Here is a 26,752-nt window from a genome sequence, read left to right on the forward strand (position 1 = left end):
GAAGAACCACCCGACCGAGAGGTGACCGAGATGTCCGGCATCGCCGGCTGGCTCGACTGGCAGCGTGATCTCACCACCGAACTGCCGACGATACAGGCCATGACGACCACGATGACCAACCGTGGACCGGACGACGGCGGGGTCTGGACGTCCCGGCACGCCGCCCTCGGCCACCGCAGGCTGGCCGTCATCGACGTATCCGGCGGCACCCAGCCGATGCTCGACGGTGACGAAGACAGCCACACGGTACTGAGCTTCAGCGGGGAGATCTACAACTACCGCGAGCTGCGTGCCGAACTGCGCGGCCGGGGACAGGTGTTCCGCACCGACTCGGACGCGGAAGTGCTGCTGCGCGCCTATCGCGAGTGGGGCGAGGAATGCGTCACCCGACTGTACGGGGTGTTCGCCTTCGCCATCTGGGACGAACGGGAGCGGACGCTGCTGCTCGGGCGGGACAGGCTCGGCGTGAAACCCTTGTACTACGCGGAATACGATGGCGGGCTGCTCTTCGGCTCCGAGCCGAAGGCGGTGCTGGCGAACCCGTTGTTCGAGCCGGTGGTGGACGCGGAAGGTCTGGTCGATGTGTTCGTGGTCGCCGCGAAACGACCGGGCGACGCCGTTTTCCGCGGCCTGCGCGAGGTCCGTCCCGGCTACACGGTGCGAGTCACCCCGGACGGCACGCGGCAGCGCCGATACTGGTCACTGCGCAGCGCCGAACACGAGAAGAACCTGGCCGACACCACCGCGAAGGTGCGCGAGCTGCTGGAAACCGTGGTGCGTGAGCAACTCGTGTCGGACGCCCCCTTCGGCGCCCTGCTCTCCGGTGGCCTGGACTCGAGCGTGCTGTGCGCACTGGCCGCGACGGATCCGGACGGCACCGGCCCGCTGGAAACCTACTCCGTCGACTTCGCGGACAGCGAGACCGACTTCACCGCGGACGCGCTGCACATCAGCCGGGACGCGCCGTACGTGTCGGCCGTCGTGGCGCATCTGGGCACCAAGCACACCGAGGTCGTGCTCGACGCGCCTGCCCTGCTGGAGGAAATGGGCACCACCTTGCGTGCCAGGGACATTCCCGGCGTCGGCGATCTGGACGTCTCGCTGTACCTGCTGTTCCAAGAGGTCCGCAAGCACGCCACGGTCGTCTTCTCCGGCGAGGGCTCGGACGACATCTTCGGCGGTTTCCCGTGGTTCACCGCCGTCTCGCCCGAACCGGCGACGAGCTTTCCGTGGTCGGCGGGCGTCGGCGATCGCAATGCCGTGCTTTCCGCGGATCTGCGGGCGCATCTCGACCTCAACTCGGCTGTCCTCGAACGCTATGCCGAAGCGCTGCGCGAAGTGCCCCGCCTGGACGGGGAATCCGCGGCCGGGCGGCGGATGCGTGAGATGTTCTACGTGCAGCTCACCCGTTTCCTGCCGTTCCTGCTGGACCGCAAGGACCGGATGAGCATGGCCTCCGGACTCGAGGTCCGGGTGCCGTTCTGCGATCATCGCCTGGTCGAGTACCTCTGGAACGTGCCTTGGTCGCAGAAGTACACGGGACAACAGGAAAAAGGACTGCTGCGGGACGCGGTCGCCGATCTGCTGCCGGAGGATGTGGTGCGGCGCAAGAAGAGCGGCTTCCCGTTCGGGCAGAATCCGGAGTACCTCCTCGCCGTGCGCGACGGTGTCCGGGACATGCTCTCCGACTCCACGTCCCCCGCGCGGCAGCTGTTCGACGAGGGGACCTTGCGCGCCATGGTGGACAGTGACGCCTGGTCGAACGGGACCTACAGCCCGCCGCCGGTGCTGCCGCGGGCGTTGCTGCTGGACGCGTGGCTCCGGCAGTACCGGATCGCCGTCCGTCCTTGAGCGGGTGGCGGATTCGCGTGATCCCGGCAGCCGTGCGACGGCCCTAGCCTGCGTTTCGTACGTATGAAGGCAACCGCCGAGGAGCTGGACGCGATGCGCCGTTACGGTCTCACACTGCCCATCGAGACAGTGCCGCTTTCGGCATACCGCGAGCTGGTGACGGAACTTCCGGATCTCGGCTTCACCGATGTCTGGTCCGGGGAAGCGGGCCACGCGGACGGTTTCACCCCGCTCGCACTGGCCACCGCTTTCGCGCCTTCCCTCCGCGTCGGCACGGCGATCGTGCCGGTGCAGACCCGGGGACCTGCGCTGCTGGCGATGACGGCGGCCACCATGGCGAACGCGGCGCCCGCCGGGTTCGTACTGGGGGTCGGCTCGTCCGGGCCGATGTTCGTCGAACGGATCAACGGCATCCCGTTCGAACAGCCCTTCGACCGGGTCCGTGACATGGTGCGGTTCCTGCGGCGCGCGCTGGACGGCGAGGTGGTCGCCGGCGACTTCGGCACCTTCTCCATCGAGCGGTTCCAGGTGAGCCTTCCGCCGCGACAGGTTCCGGTGATGGTCGCGGCACTGCGCCCGCGCATGCTCCGCTTGGCGGTGCGTGAGGCCGACGGCGCCATTATCAACTTCCTGTCCCCGGCGGACGTCAAGCAGGTGGCCGCCACGATCGGCGCGGACGGGGACGGCAAGGAACTGGTCGCCAGGCTGTTCGTCTGCCCGACCACCGACGCGGACTACGCGCGGGAAGTGGGCAGGCGCATCATGACCGGCGTGATCACCTCGCCCAATTACGCGGCCTTCCACGAATGGCTCGGGCGTGGGGAACTGCTCGCCCCGGCACAGGCGGCGATTGCGGCGGGCGACTACCGCGGTGCCCTGTCGGCTGTGCCGGACCAGGTGATCGACGATCTGCTCATCCACGGCAGCCCAGGGCAGTGCCAGGACCAGGTCCGGGCCTATGTCGAGGCCGGAGTCACCACCCCGGTCCTCTCGGTCCAGCCCGCCCCCGAATACGGCACCGGCCTGCACGGTATGCGGCAGGCCGTGCGCGCGCTGGCCCCTGAACCGACGAGGACGAGGGGCTCGTGAGTGCACTCACGAGCCCCTCTGTGGGGGGGTCAGCGTTCGGCGACTTCGAGCAGGGTGGCCTGGACGATGGCCAGGATCGGCTCGGGGAGCCGGTCCCAGTTGCGTTCCTCGTTGAGGTCCAGCACCCGTGACAGCTTCCAGCCGAGGTACTGGCCGAGCGAGGCCAGCGGTGGCAGGGTCGGCACCGCGCGCACCAGCACCTCGTAGGAACCGAAGAGCGGCCGCAGTTTCCCGGCCAGCCTGGCGCTCCACTCGTCACCGCCGTCGCCGTCGGTGGTGACCAGCACGAGGACCCGGTGGTTCTTGACCACCATCATGTAGTTGAACACCGTACCGCCGACCGGTTCGTCCGCCCACAGCGCCGCTTCGAGATCACCCTGCCGGATGCCGTTCTCCTCCAGCACCAACAGGTCCTGCGCGCGGCCGAGGGTGTTCAGCACGGGCAGCGAGAGACCGCACGGGCACGGGGTGTCGTCGATCTCCACCAGGTCACCGGTGCGGTAGCGCAACAGCGGCCGGGCGGGCATGTCCAGGGTGGTGATCACCAGCTCGCCGCGGTCGGCGGCGCCGGTCACCCTGCGCACGCCCTCGTCGTCGACGAGTTCCAGCAGGAAGCTCTGCGGTTGCAGATGCAGTTTGCGGTGCCCGCAGGTGACCGCCGGCGTGCCCGTCTCGGACGAACCGTAGGAAGCGACGTACGCCGTCGCGCCGGTCAGCCGCTCCAGGTGCCGGACGAAACTCTCCCCCGTCTGCTCGGCCATCAGTAACAACCGGTCGAACCGCGGCGCGGGCAATCCCTTGCGGTACGCGAACTGCACCATTTCCAGCAGACGGGAAGGCGGGCCGATGAAGACGTTCGCCTCCAGTTCCTCGACCAGCCGGAGTACCCGGGTGTAGTCGCCGGTGATGTTGTCCACCCACGGCCGGAAGGACATCACCTGGAGGTATTCGAGGATTTTCTCGAACTGGTAGGCGGCCGGGGCGAACGGCGCGTTGATCAGAATCAGCCCCACGTCCTCCGGCCGCAGGAACCGCCCCCACATCTCACCGATGTTGATGGTGTTGACCACGAGGTCGTCGATCGCTTTCGGCGCGGCGGACGGACTGCCCGTGGTTCCGGAGGATTCGTAGTAGTGCAGGAACTCCGACACCGAGCGGGTGAACGCCGAGCGCCCGCGTTCGCCAAGTTCCTGTTTGCCGAGAAACGGCAGCTTGTCGAACAAGGCGTGGATCTCCGTGCCGCCGGGCACTCTGCCACTGGCCAGCACCTCACGCACTTCGGGCGGGATCATCGAGTCGTACATCCGCGAGCCGAGCGCCGCCCGCATCGTGGCGAACAGCTTTTCCGACTGCACTCGGGCCAGATCCGCCTCGCCACGATGGACCGCGCCGACCAGCTCGGTGTGTTGCTGTTGCAGGGAGGCACATTCCGCGCGAGCGCGGTCGTCACGTAGCAATAGCATGGAAACTCCTCTATTCGCTCGGTTGTCCGGCGGCGACGGCTCGCAGCGCGCCGGATCGGATCAGCTCGGCGACCCGGCGGATGTCGCCATCCATCCGCCGGTCCCGATCGACGAACGGCGCCTGCGCACGTATCAGCTCGTGCACCCGGCGGCTCGCGGTCGAGGCGAGGCGCACCCCGCGCAGCTCGATCGCCTGCGCCAGCGCCAGCAGATGGATGGCGGCCACGTCCCTGGTCAGCTCGACCACGGTGCGGGCGTCCCGTGCCGCGATCGTGCCCATGCTGACCTTGTCCTGGTTGTGCGCCTCGGTGGACCGGGAGAACGCGGTCGCCGCCGAGGTGGTTTTCAGCGCCTCTGCGGTCACCGCCGAGGCCGCGATCTGCATACCCTTGAAACCGTGGTGCAGCCCGGCGTCGTGGTCGGCGGCCTCCCTGGGCCGCACCAGGTTCGGCGGCAGCCCGCCGTTGAACTTCTCGTCCACGACCAGTGCCAGCTGCCGGTCAAGCAGATCGGCGACGTTCGCCACGGCGATCTTCAGGCTGTCCATGGCCTGCCCGACATGCCCCGCGTAGAAGTTCCCGCCGTTGTGCACCTCTTCGTTCTCCTCATCGAACAGCGGGTTGTCGGTGGACGAATTGATCTCGATCTCGATCCAGCGATCCGCCCACTCCAGGGTGTCGCGGAGCATTCCCGTCACATGGGGTGCGCACCGGACCGAGTACTTGTCCTGGATCCGGGCCCGGAGCTCGGTGAAGCCACGGCCGTCCAGCGCTTCCTCCTCCGACACGATCTGCCGGTAGTCGGTGGTGAGCGCGGACCCGTCGAGCAGCTCGCGGATCAGGGCGGCGCTGGTGCGCTGACCCGGATGTGGTTTCGCCCTGTGCAAGAAAGGATGGAAGTGTGAGGCGCTGCCGCCGAGCGCCTCACAGGTCATCGCGGTCGCCACATCCGCCGCGAAGGCGATCTCCCGCGCGTCCCACAACGCCAGTGTCGCGAAGGCGGAGGTGAACGCGGTTCCGTTCACCAGGGCCAAACCTTCCTTGGCGGCGAGTTCGACCGGGGCCACACCGGCCTCCGCCAGCGCGTCCAGCGCGGGGCGGGTCCGGCCGCGGTGGCGCACCTCCCCTTCTCCGATCAAGGCGGCCGCCACGTAGCAGAGCGGGACCAGATCACCGCTGGCGCCGAGCGAGCCGCGTTCCGGAACGGCGGGCACCACGTCGGCGGAGAGCAGCCCGAGCAACGACCGGACGGTGTGCGGGCGGATCGCCGACGGCCCGCGGACCAGACAGTTGGCGCGGATCAGCATGGTCGCCCTGACCACGTCGGCGGACGCGATCGGCCCCACCCCGTTGAGGTGGTACAGCACGAGGTTCCGCTGTAGTTCCGGCGCCTTGTCCGGGGAGATCTGCCGGATGCAGCTGTCGCCGAACCCGGTGGTGACCCCGTAGATCGGGATCTCCTGGTCGATGAGCTTCTGTTTGAGCCGGACCGAGGCGTCCATCCCGGACACGGCGACGGGGTCGATGTCCACCGGCACCGGCAGCTCCCTCGCCCGCGCGACCCGCACCACGTCCTCGATCGTCAGCGAGTCGCCGTCCAGGACGAGCCCGGCCACGTCACTGTCAACGAAGGACTCCGGAGAAACCGTCTCAGTCATGGGCCCTGCCGTTCCTGGTGGGCAGAGAACCGGCCATGAGCGACTCGGGAGCGGCCGCCAGTCCGGTGTCCAGCGCGCCGGCGATCCTGCCGACATGGGCGCTGAGTGCGTGGAACTGCTCGAAGTCCAGCGACTGGTCGCCGTCCGAAAGCGCTTCGTCCGGGCGGGGGTGGACCTCGATGATCAGCCCGTCGGCGCCCGCCGCGATCGCCGCGGCGGACATCGGCGCGACATAGCGGCTGGCTCCGGTGCCGTGGCTGGGATCGACGATCACCGGCAGATGCGACAGCTCCTTCACCACCGGGACCGCGTTGAGGTCCAGGGTGAACCGGGTGGTGCGCTCGAAGGTCCGGATGCCCCGCTCGCACAGGACCACGTCACGGCAACCGTAGGCGAGCAGGTATTCGGCGGCGTTGAGCCAATCCGCCACAGTGGCCGCCATTCCGCGTTTGAGCAGCACCGGCCTCCCGGTGCGGCCGATCTCGACCAGCAGCGAGTAGTTCTGCATGTTGCGGGCGCCCACCTGCATCAGATCCACCGAATCGGCGACCGCGTCCAGATCGCGGACGCTCATCACCTCGCTCACGATCGGGAGACCGAACTCCTGGCGGGCGTCCCGCAGCGCAGACAGGCCGTCGCGGCCGAGCCCCTGGTAGCTGTACGGCGAGGTCCGCGGTTTGAAGATGCCGACTCGCAGCATCGACGCACCCGAGGCCTTGACCGCCGCGGCGGCCTCCATCAGCACATCAGGGTTTTCCGCCGAGCAGGGGCCGGCGATCAGCACCGGCCGACCGCCACCGATCCGCACTCCGCCGATGTCCACGACGGTCCGCTCCGGATAGGCCTCGAGACCCGCGAGCGGATGGGGCCGGTCGCCGTCGAAGATCCTGGCCACCTGGGCGCTGCGGGTCAGCTCGGCTTCGAGCACGACCGCGGAATCCGCCTTGGTGATCAGCAAGGTGCGCCCGCCTGCGGAACGGGTCTCCAGCGTGCCGCCCAACGCGGTGATCCGATCGGCCAGTTCACGGAGATCGGACTCCTCGGCTCCTTCGCGGGTGAGACAGATGTAAGTGGCCATCGTTGGTGTCACTCCTCAAGCCCTGATGGACTGGTTCGCTCGGTGCTTTCTGGTGATGCGGTCCGCGCCCGGCGTCGGGCGGCGTGCCAGCGGCGGAACCGGGATCGCGAAGCGTAGGCGGCATAGAGCATTTCCCTGCTTCGGACCAGTTTTCCGTTGTGGGTACGGGGAATCTCCGGTACCAGGTAGACGTCGTCCGGCGAGATGTGCAGTCCGATGTGGTCACTGCACCAGCGGGCCAGCTCCGCTTCACTGACCGCGCCCGCCGTGCCGATGTGGAGCTCCAGCGCCGGTTCGGCGACCACGACCACCTCGGCGACCTCGGCGTGGGTCCGCAGCTTCGCCTCGATCTGGCTCAGGTGCATCTCGCCGATTCCGACGGAGACGGTCGAATCGCCGCGGCCGTGCAACCGCAGCACACCGGTGGCCGGGTCGAAATCGCACCTGTCGTGGGTGTTCAGCCACCCGTCGGCATAGCGGGACGGTGTCGCGTCCGCTCCCGCGTCCAGCAGGTTCCGCAGGTACGGGGTTTGTGCCGTACGGACCCAGAGCTCACCGTCGTGCAGCTGGATGTCCACCCCGGGGGCGGGCCTGCCCACCGACGGCGGTGGCCAGTTCCCGGCCAGATCGGCGGCGATGACACCGACCTCGGTGGTTCCGTACGCCTGGCCGATGCGCACGCCGAAGCGTCGCTCGAACTGGTCGGACAGCCGAGGGGGCAGGATCTCCCCGCTGGACACCGCGAGCCGGAACCCCGGCAGCTCCGGCACCTGCTCGGCCCGGTTGAGCAGCGAAAAATGCCACGGCGTGCCGAACACCGCCTCGGCCGCCGAAGTGGACAGGGTCCGGAGGATCTCGTCAGGCCGGTAGCTCTGCCCGAAAACCAGCCCCACGCCTGCCCGCATCGCGTGCAGGACACCGCCGACCAGGCCGAACGGATGCACCAGTGAGCTGAGCAGGAGGAGCCGCTCACCGCGTCGGGGCATGTCCGGGATGCCACCGAATCGGTCGATCTCGTCCAGCAGGGACTCGGCGGTCCGAGCCACCACCCTCGGCTTGCCGGTGGTTCCGGAGGTGAGCTGCACCAGGCAGTGCTCCGTCTGCGCCGGCAGCCCCTTGCGGCGCGGCTCGATGACGACCTCGCACTCGGAGTGGAACGGCACGATCGCGGAATTCGCCCCGCCCGAGCTGAGATGGTGCTGCGGCTGGCAGAACTCCACCAGCCTGCCGACCTGCTCGCGGGTCAGCCGCGGATCGACCAGGATCACCTGCGCTCCCCGCGACCACAGCGCGAACAGCGCCCACAACAGGGTCAGGCTGGGCAACAGCCGCAACACCACCGTGCTGCCCGGCCCGATACCCGCGATACCGAACACGTTGACCAGTTGCGCCACCCGCTCGCGCAGCTCGCCGTACGACACGTCCCGGCTGCCGGACGCCCAGACGGCGTCGGAAGACCAGCGGTTCAGCAGCGGAGATCCCCACCAGTGTTCGGTATCCACGATCGTCCCATCCCCCGCGTGGCGCCTACTTCTCGATGCAGAACTCGCCGACTGGCCAGCCGACGTGACGCTTGTCGGTGGCGAGATAGCCGAGCACGTGGTCGCCGGGTTTCAGCTCGGTCACGTTGAGCACGGCGCCGCCCGGACCCAGCACGCGGACATGCCAGTCGTCCTGCACGATCAGGCTCACCGAATGGCCGTCCTCGGACACCGTTTTGATGGTGAGCAGCGGGCGGGATTCCAGCTTCACCCGGCCCACCACGACGCGCCGGGTCCGCCCGTCCGCGGCGACCGCCAGCACAGTGCTTCCGGCTTGCAGCTCGCTGAGGTAGTTGGTGCGGTTGTCCAGACCGACCGCGTACGAGTGCAGCGCGCCCGCGTTGACCCGGAACGGCCGGGTCGGCATATAGGGCAGCGGGTGGGTTTCGCTGGCACACAAGATGAAACCGTGCGCGTACGAACCGACCAGGATGCCTTCGTCCTTCTCGAAATGGGTGCAGGTGTCCACGCAGACCCGGTCGCCGAGACCGCTGTGCTCGATCGACTCGACCGTCAGCTTGGTCAGGGCGAGCTGCGGGGTTTCGCTACGCAGCAACCGTTCCAACGCGAAGACCTCTTCGACCTCGCCCGACGCGAGAAGCACGCCTTCGGAGCCCTTCTCCAGCACGTCCAGGATGATCTCGGCCTCGGCCACGTCCTCGGCCGCGCAGATGAGCACACCGGGGCTCTTGTCGGCCGCGGCGATCACGATCTCCAGCGGGATCTTGGTGGGATCACGGAAGCGGACCACGGTGCAGGGCAGGACCATGGCTGCCGCGCAGGCCAGCTGCAGCGAGGCGTCGTCGGTGATGTAGACATACGCGCCGAGCTGCTGTTCGGCCGTGCCACGCAAGGACTTCAGCCGGTCCAGCTCCGCGGTCGAGCTGATCTCACACACGAGCACGTCGGCGACCGGGTTGTGTTCGACCTCCACAGAGCCCGTGTCGGCGGGCATCGGGCCCACCAGTACCTTCCGCACGGTCGGCGGCAGGGTGGCCAGCACGTCGGGCTTGTCGTCGACCACCGCGTCCACCCGGGCGTGCACCGCGGCGTCCACCACGGCGTCACGCCGCTGTCCGGACAGCGAACGAAGATCGATCCATGCGAATTTCACGAAGAACCTGCCAATGCTCGTAGCGGATCGGTAAGGGAATTGCCCATGTCCTGATGCACCACCTCGGCGAGCCGCCGGACCATCACGCCCGGCTGCGGGTGCTGGAAGACCCGGCGGCCGATCGCCAGGCCACCGCACCCGGCCGCCATCGCCGCCTGCCCGTAGGCAACCAGGTCGGCGCCGCGGCCGGGGCCGCCCGCCACCAGGACCGGAATGGGGCTGCTGGCTACCACCGCGGCCATCTCCTCGGCCGGGTCGCACCAGGTCGTCTTGACCAGGTCGGCGCCAAGGTCTGCGGCGATGTTGACGACATGGCGCAGCAGCGTGACCTCGTGCGGGTTGTCCACCCGGGGGCCGCGGGGGTAGATCATCGCCAGCAGCGGCAGGCCCCACTGATCGCAGCGCGCCGCCACCGCACCCAGATCGGCGAGCTGGGCCGCCTCGGTGTCCGAGCCGATGTTGACGTGCACGCTCACCGCGTCGGCCCCCAGCCGGACGGCGTCCTCGACGGCGGCGACCAGCACCTTTTCGTCCGGATCGCGGCCTTGGGCGGTACTCGCGCTCATATGCATGATCACCGGGCACTCCGCCAGCAGCGAGGGCGGCAGCGACCGTGCCCTCCCCCGGTGCACCACCAGCGCGTCGGCGCCGCCGGCGACCAGTGACCGCACCAGATCACGGAAGGGGGCCGCGTCGGCGATCGGACCATCCGAGACAGAATGGTCCAGGGGGATGAAGAGAAAACGTCCGTCGCGAAAGCGGGAAAGCCGGTTGAGCCGCACCGCCGTGCCGACGTGGCTGTGACTGGTCACTCCTGACCACTCTCCCTTCGTCATGCCGCCTCCTCCCGTGGTGGCACAGAGCATCTCCCGGGCGGGACAAGGGGATAAGACTCCTCGGATATGCCCATCCGGCTACACCAGGAGCACGGCCGAGGTGGCGAGGTCGCGGGCGCGCTCTCGCGGCGGAGCAGCGCCTGCGAGGACGACTTCCGGGCGGGGATCGCCGCGAGCCAGGCACGGCTGTAGCCGACCGGGCTAGGCGAGCCCACCGTCGATGCAGCGCCCCGCCGCCCGCATCGAGGACACGGCCGAAGCCCTCTGTATCGACTAGATTTCGGCGAGCACTACGGCGGCCCCGACACCCGCCCGGTCGCAAACGTCGACGAGAACCCGACCATCAGATGCGGACAGCATGGATCGCCCCGCCACGGCTGCGTCACCGGACGGTTCCGGCGCCCGCAGACGTGCGGGCTCGTGACAACGGATCAGCTGATCAGGCGCTGCAGCGTCGGTCGATCGCCAGCTGAATCAGCTGGCGCACAAGGCAAACCTGAGCCGAGCCGGAGACCTGCCCGATCGGGTGAACCACCGCTCCGCCCGGATCTCCCACCGCGTTCGCCGGCCCCGTCGACACCACGGGACTCGCGTGGTCGGGACACTGTGGACCAACCCGCCTGCGACCGGACGAAACCCCGCCGCACGCAGACTCGCTCCGCTCTCCCCGTCCTGCGTGTCGGTGATCAGGCGCAGGAACCCGAGGGGCCGAGCGACACGCCACGAAACTCCGCACGGCTTGGAGTTGGCGTTGCGAGTCCCGGTCGTGCAGGTGCGTGTCACCTCGACGCTTACCACCTCCAGGTCGCCGAAGAACTCGCCGAGCTGTTCCCGCGACCGGCATGATCGCGGCGTGGTGGTCGGTCCGCCGCCCGTACTCCTGCGCCACCTTCTTGCCCGCGTTCTGGGTCTCGACGTCCTCGGGCACGACGTGGATATGGGAGACCGCCAGGAAACTGCCCGGGGGAAGCATCGCGCGGTGGAAGCCGGGCGCGGCGCGCGGGTTCTGGTCGTCGGGCATGAAACGCAACAGGGCGACCAGCGCAGCCCGATCGGCCGGCCTGCGGTAATCCTTTACCCGTTCTGCCAGTTCGGACTGTCGCGACGTGAACGCCGATCCGGTTCACCTGAAAGAAACACAGTATTTCCAATGAGGACGGATTCGGTACCCACCGAACGTGAGGAGGCGCTGACTGTGAGCCAGCAAAGGAAAACGGTGCCAACGGAAGTCCATTGTGGACATAAACGACCACCACTGCCGATGTGGGTAATTTTGCCGCACCGCGATACGAATTTCTGACCGACTGATCGGTATCACGCCCGAAAAGGAAGTCATTTCGGGCGAAACGTTGCGCCGTTGGACTGATCCAGTACCGCCGTTCGGGCGAACATGTTTCCCCCGTGACCTAGATCACTCCCAGATGCGAACATGCCCCTTGCTCGTGTGGCGGTGCCCAGGTAATCATTGCTTCGATAGTTCGAGGAACCTAAGACTATCGAAGCCTTGTTCTGAGGCGATGATTCCATTTGGGGATGGGGGAAAATTGTCATTGGATGAAGCTTTGCCGCGCCTTCTCGACCGGCCGCAGCCAACCCGCGAAATTCAGGAATGGCTGGCAAAGGTCGACAAGATAGCGCCCGTGATCGAGAAGTACAGAAACGACAACGAAGATCGGCGCGTGACCTCGGCCGAGACGCTCGACGCCGTTCGCGAAGCAGGACTGCACAGAATGTGGGTCTCCCGCGAATTCGGCGGTGGCCAGGTGGGCATCGCCACCGGCTCGGCCGTCATCCAGGCACTGGCGCGCCTCGACGCGTCGGTGGCCTGGCAGGTCGGCGTCCAGGGCGCGATCGGCAGGCTCTCCGACTACCTGCCCGAGGAGACCTCCCGCAAGCTCTTCGCCGAGAGCGACAAGCTGGTCGTCGGAGGGGTCAACCCCTCCGGGACCGCCGAAGCCGTCGAAGGCGGTTTCCGGCTCAATGGGAAATGGTCCTTCGCCAGCGGCTCGGCGCACGCTGACTGGCTGGTGTGCGCGGCCCGTGTCACCGACGACGGGAAGCCGCGGCTCGGGGAAGCGGGCCCGGTCCTCCGGATGCTGTTCCTTCCGCGTTCCAGCGTCACGTTCGTCGACGACTGGCACACACTCGGCCTGCGGGGCACCGGAAGCGTGAGTTACCTGGTCGACGACGTCTTCGTGAGCGAGGACCACACCGTGGACGTGGCCACCATGCACGCGGCGCCGCTTCCTCGCGACTCCCGGGCCTACGGGATCAGCTATTACGACTTCGGGCCGTTCACGTCGTCGTCCACCGCGCTGGGAATCGCCCAGGACGCGTTGCGCACGTTCAAGGACCTCGCGCTCCACAAGACGCCGGCAGGCGGGTCGAGCACCCTGGCGGGCAGCCACGTGGTCCAGGACAAGCTGGCCAGGATGGAGATGGCCGTGCACAGCAGCCGCCTCGTCCTGGCACACGCGGCCCAGCAGGCCACCGAACACGGCGCGGACGGCGGTGACGAACTGACCTCGCTGATCCGGCTGACGGTGGCGACGGTCGCGGAGAACGCCTGCCAGGTCGTCGACACCGCCCACCAGTACGCGGGCACGAGTTCGCTGTACACGGCGAGCAGGCTCGAACGGAATCTCCGGGACGTGCGTTCGGCGGTCAAGCACGTGACCCTGTCGCATTCGCATTTCGAGATGGTGGGCCAGTACCTGTTGACCGGGAAATTGCTCATGCGCCGCTGACGCGCCCTTTCCCGAGTCCGCACATTTTCTTGTACTTTTCTGAGGGGATTGATGATGACCACCTCCGTGTCCACGACAAAGGGCCGTTCGGACCTTCCGCTTCCGGCCACCATGAAGGCCTTCCACCTGACCGCGCCGAGGAAGACGGAATTGGCGACGGTGCCCGTTCCGGCGACTCCCGAGGACGGCCTGCTGCTCAAGACCCGCTGCGTGTCGATCTGCTCGACGGACATTTCGGTGTTCGAGGGACACCTGTTCCCGCCGCAGTACCCCGTCGTGCTCGGCCACGAGTACCTCGGCGAGGTCGTCGAGATCGGCTCGAACTTCGACAACGACAGCGCCGGCCTGGAGATCGGCGACCGGGTCGTCTACTGGGGACAGACGGACTTCGAAGGGCTGGCCGAGTACCGGTCGGTCCGGCCGATCTTCTCCGGGCAGGTAAAGCGCGACGTCTTCTGGACCGACCGGAACTTCCTCGACGACCGTCGCGCGGCGGCGGTGAAGATCCCGGCCGAGATGAGCGATCTGGAGTGCTCGTTCATCGAGCCGACCACGGGCGCGCTGCGGTCCATCCTGAGCAACCCGCCCCATATCGGGGACAAGGTCCTGATCCTCGGCACCGGGCCCATCGGGGTCATCGCCGGCCGGATCATCAAGCGGCTCTTCGCCCCCAATTCGGTGGTCTCGGTGGACCTCAACCCGAACCGGAACGAGTACGCCGCGCAGAACTTTTCCGACCACGCGTACCTGCCGGACGAACTGAACACGGCGGTCAACGAGGGCACCTTCGACTACGTCTTCGACACGCTGCCCACCATCAAGAACGTCGACGAAGAGCGTGATCCGCGCCGGATGGCGATGCGCAAGCTCAAGCCGCGCGGCCGCTATGTGCTCTACGGGGCCTCGCAGGAGATGCAGAAGTTCGACACGTGGCTGATGCTGGCCAAGGGGATCAACATCATGTCGGCGCCGTTCGACGTGTCCAGTTTCCCCATGCACCACAGTGCCAACGTGATCTACTCCGCGATGCAGATCCTGATGAGCGGCGTCGTTGACGGCCCGAGCCTGCTGTCGTCGGTCTGCCGGTTCGACGACTACGACCAGCTGGTGTCGATCTTCGAGAACTACCGCACCACCACCGACCTGAAGACCATCGTGGACTTCAGGGGGTGATCTCACCGGGAGGGGGGACAACGGCGTCCCTCTCCCCGGCGGCTTCGCTTCCTTGGTCGCCCTCACCGGGAGAGGTTCATGACCGATCGTTCGGAATTCGTGGTCGTCGCCAACCGTTTGCCGGCGAGCATGCACCGCACCGGAACCGGGGCCGAGGTCTGGCGCCGGAGCCCAGGAGGTCTGGTGAACGCGCTGGAACCGTTGCTGCGCAAGCGAAGCGGTACCTGGGTCGGCTGGCCGGGGATCTCGGGCGACGTGACCCCGCCCGACTCCGTCGGCGGGATCCGGCTTTCGCCCGTCTCACTCGACGAGCACGCTGTCGCCTCGTTCTACGAAGGATTCTCCAACTCCACGTTGTGGCCGCTGTACCACGATGTCGTGATGCCGCCCGAATACCGGCGAAGCTGGTGGGACAGCTACGTCGAGGTCAATCGGCGGTTCGCCGAAGCCGCCGCGGAAGTCAGCGCGCCCGGCGCCACCGTGTGGATCCACGACTACCAGCTACAGCTGGCTCCGGCGATGGTGCGCGAGCTGCGTCCCGACGTCCGGATCGGTTTCTTCCTGCACATCCCGTTCCCGCCGGTCGAGTTGTTCATGCGCCTGCCCTGGCGGACCGAGATCGTGCGCGGGCTGCTGGGGGCCGACCTGATCGGGTTCCAGCGGCCGGGCGCGGCCCAGAACTTCCTCTGGCTCAGCCGCACGCTGACCGGGGCGGCGCAGGTGCCGAGACAGGTCGGCACGGGGCCGCTGGGCGGCGCGATCGACCTCGGCCACCGGTCGGTGTCCGTCGGCTCGTTCCCGATCTCCATCGACGCGGGCACCTGGGACACCCTGTCCAGGGATCCGCGAGTGCAGGAGCGCGCGGAGCAGATCCGGGCCACGCTCGGGAATCCGCGGCGGGTGCTGCTGGGGGTGGATCGCCTCGACTACACCAAGGGCATCGACGTCCGTCTCCACGCGCTGGGAGAGTTGCTGCGCGAAGGGCGGCTCCACGCCCGGGACACCGTCATGGTGCAGATCGCCATCCCCAGCCGCGAACGGGTCGAGCACTACCGCCTGATGCGGCGCGCGGTGGAGCGCGAGGTGGGCAGGCTCAACGGCGAATTCGGCGCGGTGGGTCACCCGGCCGTGCACTACCTGCACTCCTCGATCGACCAGCGCGAACTGGCGGCGTTCTACCGCGCCGCCGACGTGGCGGTGGTGACCCCGCTCAGGGACGGTATGAACCTGGTGTGCAAGGAGTACGTCGCCAGCCGCCACGACCTGACCGGCGCGCTGGTGCTGAGCGAATTCGCCGGCGCCGCCGGGGAACTCACGGATTCGTTCCTGGTCAATCCGTACCACGTCGACGAGGTCAAACAGGCGATCACGCAGGCCGTCTTCCTGCCCCCGGCCGAAATCCGGAGCCGGATGCGACGGCTGCGTGACCACGTGCTCGACCACGACATCGACCATTGGGCATCGTCGTTCCTCGACGAACTCGCGACCGAGCACGTCAAGGTCGCGTTCTAGCCACCACACAGCAATTGGGGGAAACATGCCTGTTCTCGCGGAAGACTTCACCCGCGCCATGACCCGCGTTCCCGGGCCGGTCACCGTGGTCACCACGGCGGACGAGTCGGGGCGGCGCTGGGGCTTCACCGGAACCTCGTTCAGTTCCCTGTCCCTGGACCCGCCGCTCGTTCTGGTGTGCCTCGGCAAGAAGGCCAGCACCCATCGCGCGTTCACGACGTCGGCCAGGTTCCTGATCAACGTGCTGGGCCAGTCCCAGGAAGACGTCGCTTCGCGCTTCGCGACCTCGGGCGTCGACCGGTTCAGCGCCGGCGACGCGGTCCCCGTCGAGCACGGGCTGCCCGGATTGCCGCAGGCGGTGGCGCGGTTGTCGTGCTCCACCCATTCCATCAAGGACGGTGGGGATCACAGCATCCTCATCGGCCTCGTGGAGGCCGTGCACGTGGGCGACGGTGATCCCCTGGTATACGTCGACCGGTCGTTCACCCGGCCGGAGCCCCGGTGACGCCGGTGCGGGTCGCGATCCTCGGGAGCGCGCATCCGCACCTGGCGGACCACCGCGAGGCGATCCGGCGCGATCCCCGGGCCACCGAGGTCTCCGGACTCGACCACGCCGACGCCGTCATCATCGACTCCGTGACCGCGGATCATCCGCGGTTGCTGCGAGCGGCGATAGCAGCGGCGAAACCCACGTTGGTGGAAAAGCCTCTCGCCGCGACGGTCGCGGAGACCGGCGAGCTCACGTCCCTGATCGATGCGACCGCGGTCCCGGTGACCACGGCCATGTTCCTGCGGTGCGCCCCCGCCTTGCGCGGGCTGCGCACCTTTCTTTTGGAGGAACCCTGTGGTCCGGTGACGTCGGTGCGGGCCCGCTTCTCCCATCCGGGATTGCTCGACGGCTGGTTCCGCGGACGGACCGCGTGGATGCTGGAGCCCCGTCAGGGCGGCATCGGCGGCTTCGCCGACCTCGGGATCCATTTGCTCGACCTGCTGCTGTGGCTACGGCCCGGTGCCGGTCTCGGGGTCGTCTCCGCCGTCAAGGAACGGGCTCCGGGAATCGCGGTGGACGTCGGCGGAACGGCTCGCCTGGACTGGGCCGGTGTGCCGGCGACGCTCCATTGTGGATGGAGGTCGAGACCCGGCGGCTTCGACGTCCGCGTCGACTGCGCGCGGGGATCGAGCACGGTGAGCGGCGGGCGGCTCGTGGTCGTCACCGATACCGGGCACCGGGCCGAGACGCACCCGCCACCTGACGCGGCCGCCGTGGTCCCCGCCTGGCTGGACGAGCTCCACGGCGTCGTGAGCTGGGAACCGCCCACCAGCGGCGACATCACCCGCTGCGCGCGGCTGCTCGAGGAGATCGACGCGGCGGCAGGGTGAGGGGTGGGGGTCGCGGCGGTCCGGCCCGCCGCGACCCCCGAGGCGGCTACGGGACTCGCGCTGTCGCGGGCTCGCTCTCGCCGGCCTTCTGGTCGCCTTCGGGGACGGGCGACTCGGAAGTCCTGGGGTGGACGAGAGTGATCAGCAATCCCAGCAGCATTCCCGCGGCCGCGAGCAGAACGGCGACGAAGCCGCCGTCGGCCGACGCGATCCGCGCCTCTTCACCGGAAAGCCCGGCGGTTCCGGCGTTGGCGACGGCGATCAGGATGGCGAGGCCGATCGCGTAACCGAGGTTCAGCGTCGTGGTGGCCATCCCGTTGGCGACGCCCTGTTCCTCCGGTGCCACACCGGACGACGCGGCGATGAACATGGCTGTCCACACGAGACCCTGGCCCACGCCGGAGATGATCAGACCGGGCACCGCGACCAGGTACGAACTGTTCGCGTCGAAGCCGATGGCGAGCGCCGCGGTGCCGACGATGCCGATACCGAAGCCGATCCACAACGTCGGGCGGACTCCCAGCCGGGTCGCGATCTTGCCGCCGAGCTGAGTGCCGGTCGCGATGGCAAGCGACGGGACCAGGAAGGCGAGCCCTGTCTCCAGCGCGGAGAACCGGTGGACGCCCTGGAACAGGGTCGTGAGGAAGTACGGCAACGCGCCGAAGGTCCCCATGTAGATGAAGGTGACCGTGATACCCACGAGGAGACTGCGGTTGCTGAACAGCCGCAACGGCATCAGCGGGTCCGAGCTGCGCGCCTCGATGACGGCGAAGGCGATCAGCAGGAGAACCGCCAGCGCGGCCGCGACGAGGATGCCGACGGAGTTCCAGCCGTCCTCGGGGCCCTGGACCAGGACGTACACCAGCAGCGTCGCGCCGATGGTGACCGTCAGCGCGCCCGGGAAATCGAACTTGCGGGAGTCGGTCCGGCGCTCGTCGCGCGGGATGAAGTACAGCGCGGCGAGGGCCACGATCCCCGCGAGCGGGACGTTGACGTAGAAGACCGCGGGCCAGCCGAATCCCTGGGTGAGGAGCCCGCCCAGCAGCGCTCCCACCGTGAGACCGCTCGCGCCTGCGCCGCCCCAGACGGCGAGTGCCTTGTTCCGGCGAGGGCCTTCTTCGAACAGGGTGTTGATCAGGGACAGCGTGGACGGCAACAGCAGCGCGCCGCCGATGCCCTGCACGGCGCGGGCGACGATGATCATCGTCGGGCTGGTGGCGAGGCCGCCGGCGAGCGACGACAGCGCGTAGAGCGTCAACGCGATCACGAACACCCTGCGGCGCCCGAACAGGTCCGCCGCCCGGCCGCCGAACAGCAGGAAGCCACCGGCGAAGACCGCGTAGGCGCCGACGACCCACTGCAGGGTCTGATCGGAGAAGCCCAGGTCCGCGCCGATCTCGGGCAGCGCGACGAAGACGATGTTCAGGTCGAGGGAGAAGATCAGCTGTGCCAGCGCGAGCAGCGCCAGAGTCCAGCCGAGCGAACGGTGGCCCGCCGCTGTAGAGGGTGACGACATGGCACGCGACTCCAAGTTCAGGTCAGCAGAAGTACGACTGTACGAAATTTAACGTACTATCGAGCTAAGGGGAACCCGGGTCGCGGGATTGGTTCGTGAGTTGACGTACTGTAGCCGGAAAGCGACCGTACGATAGTGCGCGTCCGGCCGCACAATCGTCTACACTCGCGGGCATGATTGCCCAGCACCCCGAACGTGACCAGATCCGACTGGAGAACGTGCTCGCGGCCTTGGGCAACCCCATCCGGCTGAACATCGTCCGGATCCTCGCTCAGCGTGGCGAGCAGGCCTGCGGGACCGTCGGCGCCGACCTCGACGCCACGATGTCGAAGTCCACCCTGACCCACCACTGGCGGGTGCTGAGGGACTCCGGCGTGATCTGGCAGCGCCCGGCCGGCCGCGAGAACCTGCTCTCGTTGCGCACCGAAGACCTCGCCGAGCGCTACCCGGGTCTGCTCGCGTCGATCCTCGGCTGCGCACAGGAGTCCGAGAAGACTTCGCTGCCCGTTTCCGCGGGCTGAGTTGCCCCTTCGGCGGGGTGATTGTGAGTGGCGATCACTCACGACCACCGATGGCCATCCGTCTTGCCGACCTGCGCTCACTCACAACGCGCGAACCCCGTAAACCAGGCTGAAGACGCGGAAGTCCACCTGGTCGCCGGGATCCGCCATCGCGAGACCAGGGAATCGTCGCAGCAACGCCGGCAGGGCGGTGCGCAATTCCGTCCGCGCCAGCGGCGACCCGAGACAGTGGTGTGCACCGTGCCCGAAGGCGACGTGTGGGGTTCCAAAAGTCGTTCACCGACGCTGACCAGTGAATTCACGCGGCCCGGTCGCAGCGGCGGGCGACCGAGACCAGCAGCAATCCCCGCGCCGGCCGGATCACCTCCGCCGCGGCGCCACGCAGCGAGAGCTGCCGGATGGCTATCAGTGGAGCCAGCACCGACAGGTCTACGGCGGGCGCGACCAACGGAGTGACCCAACCGGATACGCCGAGCCGGAGACCGAAGGCCAGGACGTTGCCGAACCCGAAGAGGAACATCAGGCCCACGATCAGACCGAGGACTTCCTTGTGCACTCAACTGCCTGAAGTAAATCGTCGTCGCTGTTACCTCTGAACCGGCTCATCCGTCATAGCGGCGGAAGCGTCCTATTGGCTGAACCCCCTGGAGCCGTGGCCCATGACTATTGCCTACGTCATCGTCGCCGTAACGACCATCGCGTACTGCCTGTTTTCGGCCGGTGCCGACTTCGTGCGGTGGGAACGTGTCGGCGTCGCCATGGACACGGTCGGCGTGCCTCGGCGGTGGATGCCCTGGCTCGGAGTCCCCAAGGCAGTGGCCGCGCTGGGACTGCTCATCGGTTTCTGGATACCGATGATCGCCATCGCCGCCGCGGCCGGTCTCGTTCTCTTCTTCGGCGCAGCCATCGTGACCCACTTGAGAGCACGCGACTACTCCTTTGGTCTGCAATACCCGTTCCTCCTCTTGGCCATCGCCACTTTGGCCTTGAGCACAGCCGTCTGAGAAGCGCCCCGCGACCGCTCTGTGCCGTGAGAGTGCGGCGCGCGGGGCCGCCGAAGAGGTCTGCGTGCTCATCGACCCGGCCTGTCTGTACCCGCGCCTACCTCGAAGGCGTCCCGTTCAGCCTGCTCGGCCGGCCGACCACCTGCGGCCCGCCTTAACCTGTCAGTCCTTAGTGGACTGGCGGTGCGAGCGAACGTTCGGCGGGCATCAGAGCCGGGCGATCAGAGCTCGGCTTGCTCTGGCTCCGTCGGCATCTTGAACCAGGTGTGCGGCACCGTCACCGAAGCGGCGGCCCCGCCATCCAGGCCCTGACCTCATGCCTCACACGCCGACGGGCAGCACCGCACTCGCCGGTCGCGCGATCAGACTCCGCCGCCCGACAGCGGGGACACGTTGAAGCTGTAGTAGTTCTTGTGGGACTCCGACCGGCTCCCGGAATTGTCCGGCGGGAAGATGGCGTCGATGAACAGGCCGCCGCCGCAGTCGGGTTCGGAGAACAGGTTGAGCACCGACGACTTGGTCCGGTTCGCCAGGAAGTTGGCCTTCTCCCCGAGCAGGCCATGGACGTTGTAGCAAACACGCGGTTTCAGATCGTGGATGGTGACCGGGATCGGCACCGTCGGTGCCGACCAGATGGCACGGTCGGCGGACGGATGCGCGTTCGCGCTGCCGGCCGCGGCGGTCAGCAATACGGCGGACACGCCCAGCGCACCCACACCGGACAGAACATGACGGACGACCATCCCGGAACCTCCCAGACCAGCTTGACCCTGCCCCGGAATGCTTCCAGAGAGCCCCGCCTGCCGGAAGGCCGCCTTCACGGCACGCCGCGGTGCCACATAGCGCACCCGGGGATATGCCAGGCGCGAGCGTTCTGCTCCCAGGCCGAAGATCCGCATCGAACTCTCCGCCGAGATCGGACGTTGGCGCTTTTCGGCACTGGATCGTCGTCGATTTTCGTCAGCCGTGCCTCAGCCCTCAACTAACGAACCTGACCCTGCGGATGCCGAGGTGCGAGGTACCTAGTCAGCCGGGCTACGGCGTTCGAGGAAGACGGTGTCGTGCCAGATGCCGTCGCGTTGGGCGATGCGTTCGCGGATGCCGACGGTGCGATAGCCGGCGCTGTGGTGCAGGGCGATGCTGGCGCGGTTGTCGGTGAAGATCGAGGTCTGCAGGGTCCAGAGCCCGGCGGCGTCGGCTTCGGTGACCTGTTTGAAGAGCAGCGCTTTGCCCACGCCGCGGCCGCGGTGGCTTTCGGCGACGTAGACCGATGTCTCGGCGACTCCCTGGTAGCACTCGCGCTGCGAGACTGGGGAGGCGGCGGTCCAGCCGGCGACCTCGCCGTCGATTTCGGCGACCCAGCGATGCCCGGTCAGCCACTTCGCGTCGAGAGCCTTCCGCGTCGGGACTTCGGTTTCGAAGGTGGCGAGTCCGGTGGCGATACCTTCGGCGTAGATCCGGCGCACCGCGGTCCAGTCGTCATCGCGTTGGGCGCGAAGGAGCACGTCGTCAGGCAGGTTGTCCGGGCAGCAGGGTCGCGGGGCGAGCAGGCCCATGACCGCGTCGGCCGCGTGCGGGAGTCCGCTGCAGCACGCCTGGTTGATCGTCACGACCGTCGCGGTGCCCTCTTTGCGCAGATGCACGAAACCCACATCGGCCAGCTTCCGGACGTGGTGCGAGCACGTCGACTGGCTGGTCCCGAGGATCTCGGTCAGCGCACCCACGGTCAGGCCGCGCGGCGCGGTCGCGACCGCGTGCAGCAGTTTCACCCGCATCGGCTCGGCCAAACAGGCGAACCACCCGGCATACGTCGCGGCTTCGCGTTCGGGCAGGAGACCGGCGAGGGGAACGACCGTCGTCATAGCGCCCAGTATCGACCAGAATCGATGGTTGCGTCAATCGACCCGCGTCGATACAGTCCCTCGCATCGCTTCAATCGAGCCGTATCGATGAAAGGTGCATCGGAATGAACGAGCTGCCCGTCGTGGTGATCGGGGCCGGGCCGGTGGGGCTGGCGGCCGCCGCCGAGCTGGTGGAGCGGGGTTTCGAGCCGCTGGTCCTGGAGCGTGGCGCGCAAGCGGGTTCGGACGTGGCGGCGTGGCATCACGTGCGCTTGTTCTCGCCGTGGTCCGAACTCGTCGCCCCCGCGGCCGGACGGCTGCTGGAGACGACCGGCTGGATCCGGCCCGACGGCGAGGCGTACCCGACGGGCTCCGACTGGGCCGGCCTGTATCTGCGACCGCTGGCGGCGGCGCTCGGTGACCGGGTCCGCTTCGGCGCCGAGGTGATCGGCGTCGCCCGCCGGGGACGAGACCTGGTCGTGGACAGCGGCCGTGACGACGAGCCGTTCACCGTGCACGTCCGCGCCGCCGACGGCGCGGAGGAGCGGATCGCGGCCCGGGCCGTGATCGACGCGTCCGGCACGTGGTCGACGCCCAACCCGCTCGGCGGTGAAGGTCTCCCCGCCGTCGGAGAGCGTGCGGCGGCGGAGCGGATCGCTTACCGGGTCCCGGATCTGGGCGACGAAGCGGTGCGGGCGCGGTATGCGGGCAAGCACGTGGTGGTCGCCGGAAGCGGGCATTCGGCGCTGACCGCGCTGGTCGCCTTGTCCGGCCTCGCGAAGGACGGCACGCGGATCAGCTGGGTGTTGCGCCGCGGCGCGGTCGGCGACACCTTCGGCGGCGGCGAGGCCGATCAGCTTCCCGCGCGCGGCGCTCTCGGCCTGCGCGCCCGGGAAGCGGTGGGATCCGGACTGATCACGGTGGTGACCGGGTTCCGCACCGAGGCGGTCGAACGCGGCACCGAGGGACGGCTGACCCTGATCTCCGCCGGCGGGCAGCGGATCGAGCAGGTCGACGAGGTCGTGACCCTGTCCGGTTTCCGTCCCGACCTGACCTGGCTGTCGGAGATCCGGCTGGAGCTGGACCCGACACTGCAGGCGCCGGTCGCGCTCGCGCCGCTGATCGACCCGAACGTCCACTCGTGCGGAACCGTGTATCCCCACGGTGCCAAGGAACTCGCGCATCCGGAGAAGGACTTCTACCTGGCGGGGATGAAGAGTTACGGCCGGGCACCGACGTTCCTGGCGATGACCGGGTACGAGCAGGTTCGCAGCATCGCCGCCCAGCTGGCCGGCGACCATGAAGCGACCGCGCGGGTCGAACTGCGCATGGCCGAGACCGGCGTCTGCGGCGGCGCGGGCCTGTTCGACGAGCCGGACGACGCACCGGCCGCCGGTGGCTGCTGCGCGACCCCGGAGCCGGAAGTTTTCACACTGTCCGCGCCGTCGGCCGCGGGGCGCTGACCGCCACCCATTACGGGCGGCCCGACGCACTCCCCTGGGCGCCACCATCCTCACTCTCGCGGGCGACACCTAATTCCGGAAGGAACCCATGACCGACCACGACGTGATCATCGTGGGCGGCGGCCAGGCCGGTCTCGCCGCCGCCTACGCCGCCCGCGAGCGGGGACTGACACCGGTGATCCTCGAAGCCGGTGCCGAACCGGTCGGCTCCTGGCCCCGCTACTACGACTCGCTGACCCTCTTCTCCCCCGCCCGCTACAGCGGCCTCCCCGGCCTGACCTTCCCCGGTGACCCCGAGCATTACCCGCATCGCGACGAAGTCGTCGACTACCTTCGCCGCTACGCCGGTCGTCTCGGCACCGAGATCCGTACCGATCACCGGGTCGACGCCGTGACCCGGGACAACGGCGCGTTCACCGTGCACGCCGCCGGGGAAACCGCGTTGACCGCGCCGTTCGTCATCGCCGCGTCCGGCGGCTTCTCCCGCCCCTACCGACCGGCACTGTCCGGTTTGGACACCTTCACCGGACACGTCCTGCACAGTGGCGAATATCGAAACCCCGCACCGTTCGCCGGACAACGCGTGATAGTCGTCGGCGCGGGAAACTCCGCCGTCCAGATCGCCACCGAACTCGCCGGACACGCCCACGTCACCCTCGCCAACCGGGCACCGGTGAAGTTCGCACCGCAACGGCTGTTCGGGAAGGACGTGCACTTCTGGTCCGTCGCCGTCGGCTTCGACCACCTGCCGATCGGGCACCTGCTGAAGAACGCGCCGACCACCGCGGTGAACGATCCCGGCAGCTACAAAGCCGCGATCCACAAGGGAAAACCGGACCAGCGGCGCATGTTCACCACCATCGACGGCGACACCGTCCAGTGGCCGGACGGAACCCGCGAACGCGTCGACACCATCCTGCTCGCCACCGGCTTCAGGCCTGAACTGTCCTATCTGGACGCTCTCGGCGCACTCGCCTCCGACGGGCGTCCGCTGCAGGATCGCGGCCTGTCCACCACCCATCCGGGGCTGGGTTACGTCGGGCTGGAATGGCAGCGCAGCTTCGCCTCCGCCACCCTGCGCGGCGTCGGCCGCGACGCCCGCTACGTCCTGCGGAAACTGACGGGAACCCGTGCCGGTGTCAGTCGTGACGCCATACCTTGATCGCGGACAGCAGAAGCAAAGCGATCAGAACGGGGATCAGCACGGCGCCCGGCACGACGTCGAGCAGCAGACCCCCGAGCACTGTTCCGACGACAGAGCCCACTGCCATGACCGCGACGAAGGAGGTGTTGGCGCGCAGGACCTGGAAGCTCTGATCGCGGCTGTACCGGGCGAACGCGACGAGCATCGTCGGCAGCGACACCGCGAGCGAGAGCGACCCGGCGAGTTTGATGTCCACCCCGTACAGCAGGACGATCGTCGGGATGAGCAGCTCGCCGCCGGCGACGCCCATGAGCGCGGCGACCACCCCGATCGCGACACCGGCGCCGACACCCGCCACTGCCCTGGCGACCGGCGGGAGCGACACCGTGCCCACCTCGCCGAGGTGATTCCACGCCAAGGCCGAGGCGATGACGAGAAGCAACACGGCAAGCAGCCGGTACAGCGTCGCCGAGCGCATGCGGGTGGCCAAGGTCGCGCCGAGCCACGCGCCCAGCAGGCTGCCGCCCAACAGGTTCACCACGATCGGCCAGTGCGGAGCCGCGTCATCGAGGGGCACGGCCACCAGACGGGCCGGTAGCGCGGTGATCACCACGATCAGGCTCATCGCCTTGTTCAAGATCACCGCCTGCAAGGCGACGAACCCGAAGACACTGATCAAGACGGGCAGCCGGAACTCCGCGCCTCCGAGACCGATCATCCCGCCGAGCAGGCCGATCGCGGCGCCCGAACAGAACACCGTGGGCCACGACCGTCGTCCGCGGTGGACACCCGAACGCTCGGCGGCGTCGTCATCGGGTTTCCGCTGCCGTGCATACGCCACGAGACAGGCTAACCGGAGCGGCCCTGCGCGCGGGGAACAGGAGTTGCCTGATCGCGTCGTCGAGTACCGATGAGCCATCATGCCCGCATGACCGAGGCTCACCTTCACACCACCACCGCCGAGTTGCGCGGCGGAGTGGTCGAGTACAGGTTCGATCGACGGACCGGTCCCGCGGTGGTGATATTCCACGGCGGCCACATGAACGCCGGGCTCGCGCTCGGCGAAGACACCTTCGCCGATGACGATTACTCGGTGCTCGTGCCCTCCCGACCGGGCTACGGGCGTACTCCGCTCTCGACCGGCAAGACGACCGGCGGGTTCGCGGACGTCACCCGGTCGTTGTGCGCGCACCTCGGCATCGACAGCGTCGCGGCCGTCGTCGGTATCTCGGCCGGCGGTCCGACCGCGATGGCGATGGCCGCGCGCCATCCTGACCTGGTGGAGCGAGTCGTGCTCCAAAGCGCGGTCGGCCCACTGCCATGGCCGGACCGCCGAACCCGTATCGGCGCTCGTCTCGCGTTCGGTTCCGCCACCGAGCGCCTTACGTGGTCAGCGGTGCGCGCACTCATGCGCGCCGCACCAGACGTCGGCTTGCGCATCCTGCTGAGCGACCTGTCCACCCGACCGGCCCGTCAGGCCTTGACGAACCTTTCACCCGCGAACCGCGAGATGGTGCTCGGCCTGTTCGCCGGAATGGGATCCGGCCACGGATTCCTCAACGACCTCAGTGAAATCGGGAAGACCTCCGGTGAGGTCACGCAGCCGACGTTGGTGCTCGCCAGCCGGAACGACGGTTCGGTGCCCTTCACCCATGCCGAGGCACTCGCCGCCACCATCCGCGACAGCAGGCTCGTCGAAAGCGCCGCTGACAGCCACTTCATCTGGCTAGGCGAGGACTGGCCGGCGCTCAGCGCCGAGATCCGTCGATTCCTCGCCGGTTGACCCCACAGCCGGCTCGCCACCAGGGCGCCGCTGCCGGAT

26 protein-coding genes and 1 pseudogene are annotated in these 26,752 nt (G+C 68.3%); 14 read left to right on the plus strand and 13 right to left on the minus strand.

Features of this window, described 5'->3' with window-relative positions; translation table 11 throughout:
- Nucleotides 1-30: 30 nt before the first annotated feature.
- Together asnB and ACZ1DY_RS25015 are read left to right on the plus strand one after the other, a co-directional pair.
- The gene (asnB, locus tag ACZ1DY_RS25010; RefSeq protein ID WP_465481035.1) at nucleotides 31-1,851 is read left to right on the plus strand and encodes an asparagine synthase (glutamine-hydrolyzing); all 1,821 of its coding nucleotides are present in this window, start codon (nucleotides 31-33) and stop codon (nucleotides 1,849-1,851) included.
- 93 nt (nucleotides 1,852-1,944) lie between these two features.
- Nucleotides 1,945-2,940: an LLM class F420-dependent oxidoreductase gene (locus ACZ1DY_RS25015; RefSeq protein ID WP_465485706.1), complete on the plus strand. Its 996-nt coding sequence runs from the start codon at nucleotides 1,945-1,947 to the stop codon at nucleotides 2,938-2,940.
- Between the two features lie 29 nt (nucleotides 2,941-2,969).
- On the opposite strand, the gene ACZ1DY_RS25020 is transcribed toward ACZ1DY_RS25015, so the two are convergent.
- The 6 genes from ACZ1DY_RS25020 to ACZ1DY_RS25045 are packed head-to-tail and all read right to left on the minus strand — an operon-like array spanning nucleotide 2,970 to nucleotide 10,629.
- A complete protein-coding gene (locus tag ACZ1DY_RS25020) occupies nucleotides 2,970-4,403 on the minus strand; it encodes a phenylacetate--CoA ligase family protein (RefSeq protein ID WP_465481036.1) in 1,434 nt (477 codons plus the stop codon).
- A 10-nt stretch (nucleotides 4,404-4,413) separates the two neighbouring features.
- Entirely contained in the window at nucleotides 4,414-6,060 is a 1,647-nt protein-coding gene (locus tag ACZ1DY_RS25025) for an HAL/PAL/TAL family ammonia-lyase (protein WP_465481037.1), read from the minus strand.
- Nucleotides 6,053-7,138 carry a 3-deoxy-7-phosphoheptulonate synthase gene (aroF, locus tag ACZ1DY_RS25030; RefSeq protein WP_465481038.1) on the minus strand — a complete coding sequence of 362 codons (1,086 nt, stop codon included), beginning with the start codon at nucleotides 7,136-7,138 and terminating at the stop codon, nucleotides 6,053-6,055. Before aroF ends, ACZ1DY_RS25025 begins: the two co-directional genes overlap by 8 nt.
- Nucleotides 7,139-7,146: 8 nt before the next feature.
- Nucleotides 7,147-8,640: a class I adenylate-forming enzyme family protein gene (locus ACZ1DY_RS25035; protein WP_465481039.1), complete on the minus strand. Its 1,494-nt coding sequence runs from the start codon at nucleotides 8,638-8,640 to the stop codon at nucleotides 7,147-7,149.
- A 25-nt stretch (nucleotides 8,641-8,665) separates the two neighbouring features.
- Nucleotides 8,666-9,793, minus strand: coding sequence for a 3-dehydroquinate synthase II (locus ACZ1DY_RS25040; RefSeq protein WP_257486165.1), 1,128 nt, complete (start codon nucleotides 9,791-9,793; stop codon nucleotides 8,666-8,668).
- Nucleotides 9,790-10,629, minus strand: coding sequence for a 2-amino-3,7-dideoxy-D-threo-hept-6-ulosonate synthase (locus tag ACZ1DY_RS25045; RefSeq protein WP_465481040.1), 840 nt, complete (start codon nucleotides 10,627-10,629; stop codon nucleotides 9,790-9,792). The genes ACZ1DY_RS25040 and ACZ1DY_RS25045 overlap by 4 nt, the downstream gene beginning before the upstream one ends.
- Before the next feature lie 66 nt (nucleotides 10,630-10,695).
- Here ACZ1DY_RS25045 and ACZ1DY_RS25050 point away from each other — a divergent pair, with 66 nt between their 5' ends.
- Nucleotides 10,696-10,821: a hypothetical protein gene (locus tag ACZ1DY_RS25050; protein ID WP_257486163.1), complete on the plus strand. Its 126-nt coding sequence runs from the start codon at nucleotides 10,696-10,698 to the stop codon at nucleotides 10,819-10,821.
- Nucleotides 10,822-11,103: 282 nt separating this feature from the next.
- On the opposite strand, the gene ACZ1DY_RS25055 is transcribed toward ACZ1DY_RS25050, so the two are convergent.
- Nucleotides 11,104-11,427 carry an XF1762 family protein gene (locus ACZ1DY_RS25055; protein ID WP_465481041.1) on the minus strand — a complete coding sequence of 108 codons (324 nt, stop codon included), beginning with the start codon at nucleotides 11,425-11,427 and terminating at the stop codon, nucleotides 11,104-11,106.
- Nucleotides 11,428-11,482: 55 nt separating this feature from the next.
- Here ACZ1DY_RS25055 and ACZ1DY_RS25060 point away from each other — a divergent pair, with 55 nt between their 5' ends.
- The 6 genes from ACZ1DY_RS25060 to ACZ1DY_RS25085 all read left to right on the plus strand — a co-directional run bounded on the left by ACZ1DY_RS25060 (nucleotide 11,483) and on the right by ACZ1DY_RS25085 (nucleotide 17,441).
- Nucleotides 11,483-11,929 carry a hypothetical protein gene (locus ACZ1DY_RS25060; RefSeq protein ID WP_465481042.1) on the plus strand — a complete coding sequence of 149 codons (447 nt, stop codon included), beginning with the start codon at nucleotides 11,483-11,485 and terminating at the stop codon, nucleotides 11,927-11,929.
- A 217-nt stretch (nucleotides 11,930-12,146) separates the two neighbouring features.
- Nucleotides 12,147-13,376 (plus strand): acyl-CoA dehydrogenase family protein, encoded by a 1,230-nt coding sequence (locus tag ACZ1DY_RS25065; protein WP_465481043.1) that lies wholly within the window; start codon nucleotides 12,147-12,149, stop codon nucleotides 13,374-13,376.
- A gap of 51 nt (nucleotides 13,377-13,427) precedes the next feature.
- Nucleotides 13,428-14,549, plus strand: coding sequence for a zinc-dependent alcohol dehydrogenase (locus tag ACZ1DY_RS25070; RefSeq protein WP_465481044.1), 1,122 nt, complete (start codon nucleotides 13,428-13,430; stop codon nucleotides 14,547-14,549).
- A 78-nt stretch (nucleotides 14,550-14,627) separates the two neighbouring features.
- A complete protein-coding gene (locus ACZ1DY_RS25075) occupies nucleotides 14,628-16,061 on the plus strand; it encodes an alpha,alpha-trehalose-phosphate synthase (UDP-forming) (RefSeq protein ID WP_465481045.1) in 1,434 nt (477 codons plus the stop codon).
- A gap of 25 nt (nucleotides 16,062-16,086) precedes the next feature.
- A complete protein-coding gene (locus ACZ1DY_RS25080) occupies nucleotides 16,087-16,566 on the plus strand; it encodes a flavin reductase family protein (protein WP_126734656.1) in 480 nt (159 codons plus the stop codon).
- A complete protein-coding gene (locus tag ACZ1DY_RS25085; protein WP_465481046.1) occupies nucleotides 16,563-17,441 on the plus strand; it encodes a Gfo/Idh/MocA family protein in 879 nt (292 codons plus the stop codon). Before ACZ1DY_RS25080 ends, ACZ1DY_RS25085 begins: the two co-directional genes overlap by 4 nt.
- Before the next feature lie 46 nt (nucleotides 17,442-17,487).
- Here the strand turns inward: ACZ1DY_RS25085 and ACZ1DY_RS25090 are convergent, their stop codons facing one another.
- Nucleotides 17,488-18,957, minus strand: coding sequence for an MFS transporter (locus ACZ1DY_RS25090; RefSeq protein WP_257486159.1), 1,470 nt, complete (start codon nucleotides 18,955-18,957; stop codon nucleotides 17,488-17,490).
- 173 nt (nucleotides 18,958-19,130) lie between these two features.
- Here ACZ1DY_RS25090 and ACZ1DY_RS25095 point away from each other — a divergent pair, with 173 nt between their 5' ends.
- Entirely contained in the window at nucleotides 19,131-19,478 is a 348-nt protein-coding gene (locus tag ACZ1DY_RS25095) for an ArsR/SmtB family transcription factor (RefSeq protein ID WP_126734659.1), read from the plus strand.
- An 81-nt stretch (nucleotides 19,479-19,559) separates the two neighbouring features.
- Here ACZ1DY_RS25095 and ACZ1DY_RS25100 read toward each other — a convergent pair.
- Nucleotides 19,560-19,724: pseudogene (locus ACZ1DY_RS25100) on the minus strand (cytochrome P450); the annotation flags it as partial.
- Nucleotides 19,725-19,776: 52 nt separating this feature from the next.
- Nucleotides 19,777-20,034 (minus strand): hypothetical protein, encoded by a 258-nt coding sequence (locus ACZ1DY_RS25105; protein ID WP_465481047.1) that lies wholly within the window; start codon nucleotides 20,032-20,034, stop codon nucleotides 19,777-19,779.
- A gap of 103 nt (nucleotides 20,035-20,137) precedes the next feature.
- On the opposite strand from ACZ1DY_RS25105, the gene ACZ1DY_RS25110 reads away from it, so the two are divergent.
- Nucleotides 20,138-20,482: a DoxX family protein gene (locus ACZ1DY_RS25110; RefSeq protein WP_465481048.1), complete on the plus strand. Its 345-nt coding sequence runs from the start codon at nucleotides 20,138-20,140 to the stop codon at nucleotides 20,480-20,482.
- A 362-nt stretch (nucleotides 20,483-20,844) separates the two neighbouring features.
- Here ACZ1DY_RS25110 and ACZ1DY_RS25115 read toward each other — a convergent pair whose 3' ends face one another.
- Entirely contained in the window at nucleotides 20,845-21,381 is a 537-nt protein-coding gene (locus ACZ1DY_RS25115; RefSeq protein ID WP_465481049.1) for a hypothetical protein, read from the minus strand.
- 123 nt (nucleotides 21,382-21,504) lie between these two features.
- Complete coding sequence (locus tag ACZ1DY_RS25120; RefSeq protein WP_126734661.1) at nucleotides 21,505-22,344, minus strand: helix-turn-helix domain-containing GNAT family N-acetyltransferase; 840 nt, start codon at nucleotides 22,342-22,344, stop codon at nucleotides 21,505-21,507.
- A gap of 104 nt (nucleotides 22,345-22,448) precedes the next feature.
- On the opposite strand from ACZ1DY_RS25120, the gene ACZ1DY_RS25125 reads away from it, so the two are divergent.
- On the plus strand, nucleotides 22,449-23,786 hold the full coding sequence (locus tag ACZ1DY_RS25125; RefSeq protein ID WP_465481050.1) for an FAD-dependent oxidoreductase: 1,338 nt from the start codon (nucleotides 22,449-22,451) through the stop codon (nucleotides 23,784-23,786).
- Nucleotides 23,787-23,874: 88 nt separating this feature from the next.
- On the plus strand, nucleotides 23,875-24,948 hold the full coding sequence (locus tag ACZ1DY_RS25130; protein WP_465481051.1) for a flavin-containing monooxygenase: 1,074 nt from the start codon (nucleotides 23,875-23,877) through the stop codon (nucleotides 24,946-24,948).
- On the opposite strand, the gene ACZ1DY_RS25135 is transcribed toward ACZ1DY_RS25130, so the two are convergent.
- A complete protein-coding gene (locus tag ACZ1DY_RS25135; protein WP_465481052.1) occupies nucleotides 24,926-25,771 on the minus strand; it encodes a sulfite exporter TauE/SafE family protein in 846 nt (281 codons plus the stop codon). The two genes, ACZ1DY_RS25130 and ACZ1DY_RS25135, sit on opposite strands and share 23 nt — an antisense overlap.
- A gap of 87 nt (nucleotides 25,772-25,858) precedes the next feature.
- Here ACZ1DY_RS25135 and ACZ1DY_RS25140 point away from each other — a divergent pair, with 87 nt between their 5' ends.
- Nucleotides 25,859-26,713 (plus strand): alpha/beta fold hydrolase, encoded by an 855-nt coding sequence (locus ACZ1DY_RS25140; protein WP_465481053.1) that lies wholly within the window; start codon nucleotides 25,859-25,861, stop codon nucleotides 26,711-26,713.
- Nucleotides 26,714-26,752: the final 39 nt, after the last annotated feature.

The sequence above is a fragment of the Amycolatopsis sp. PSD-21 genome, from assembly GCF_055561455.1.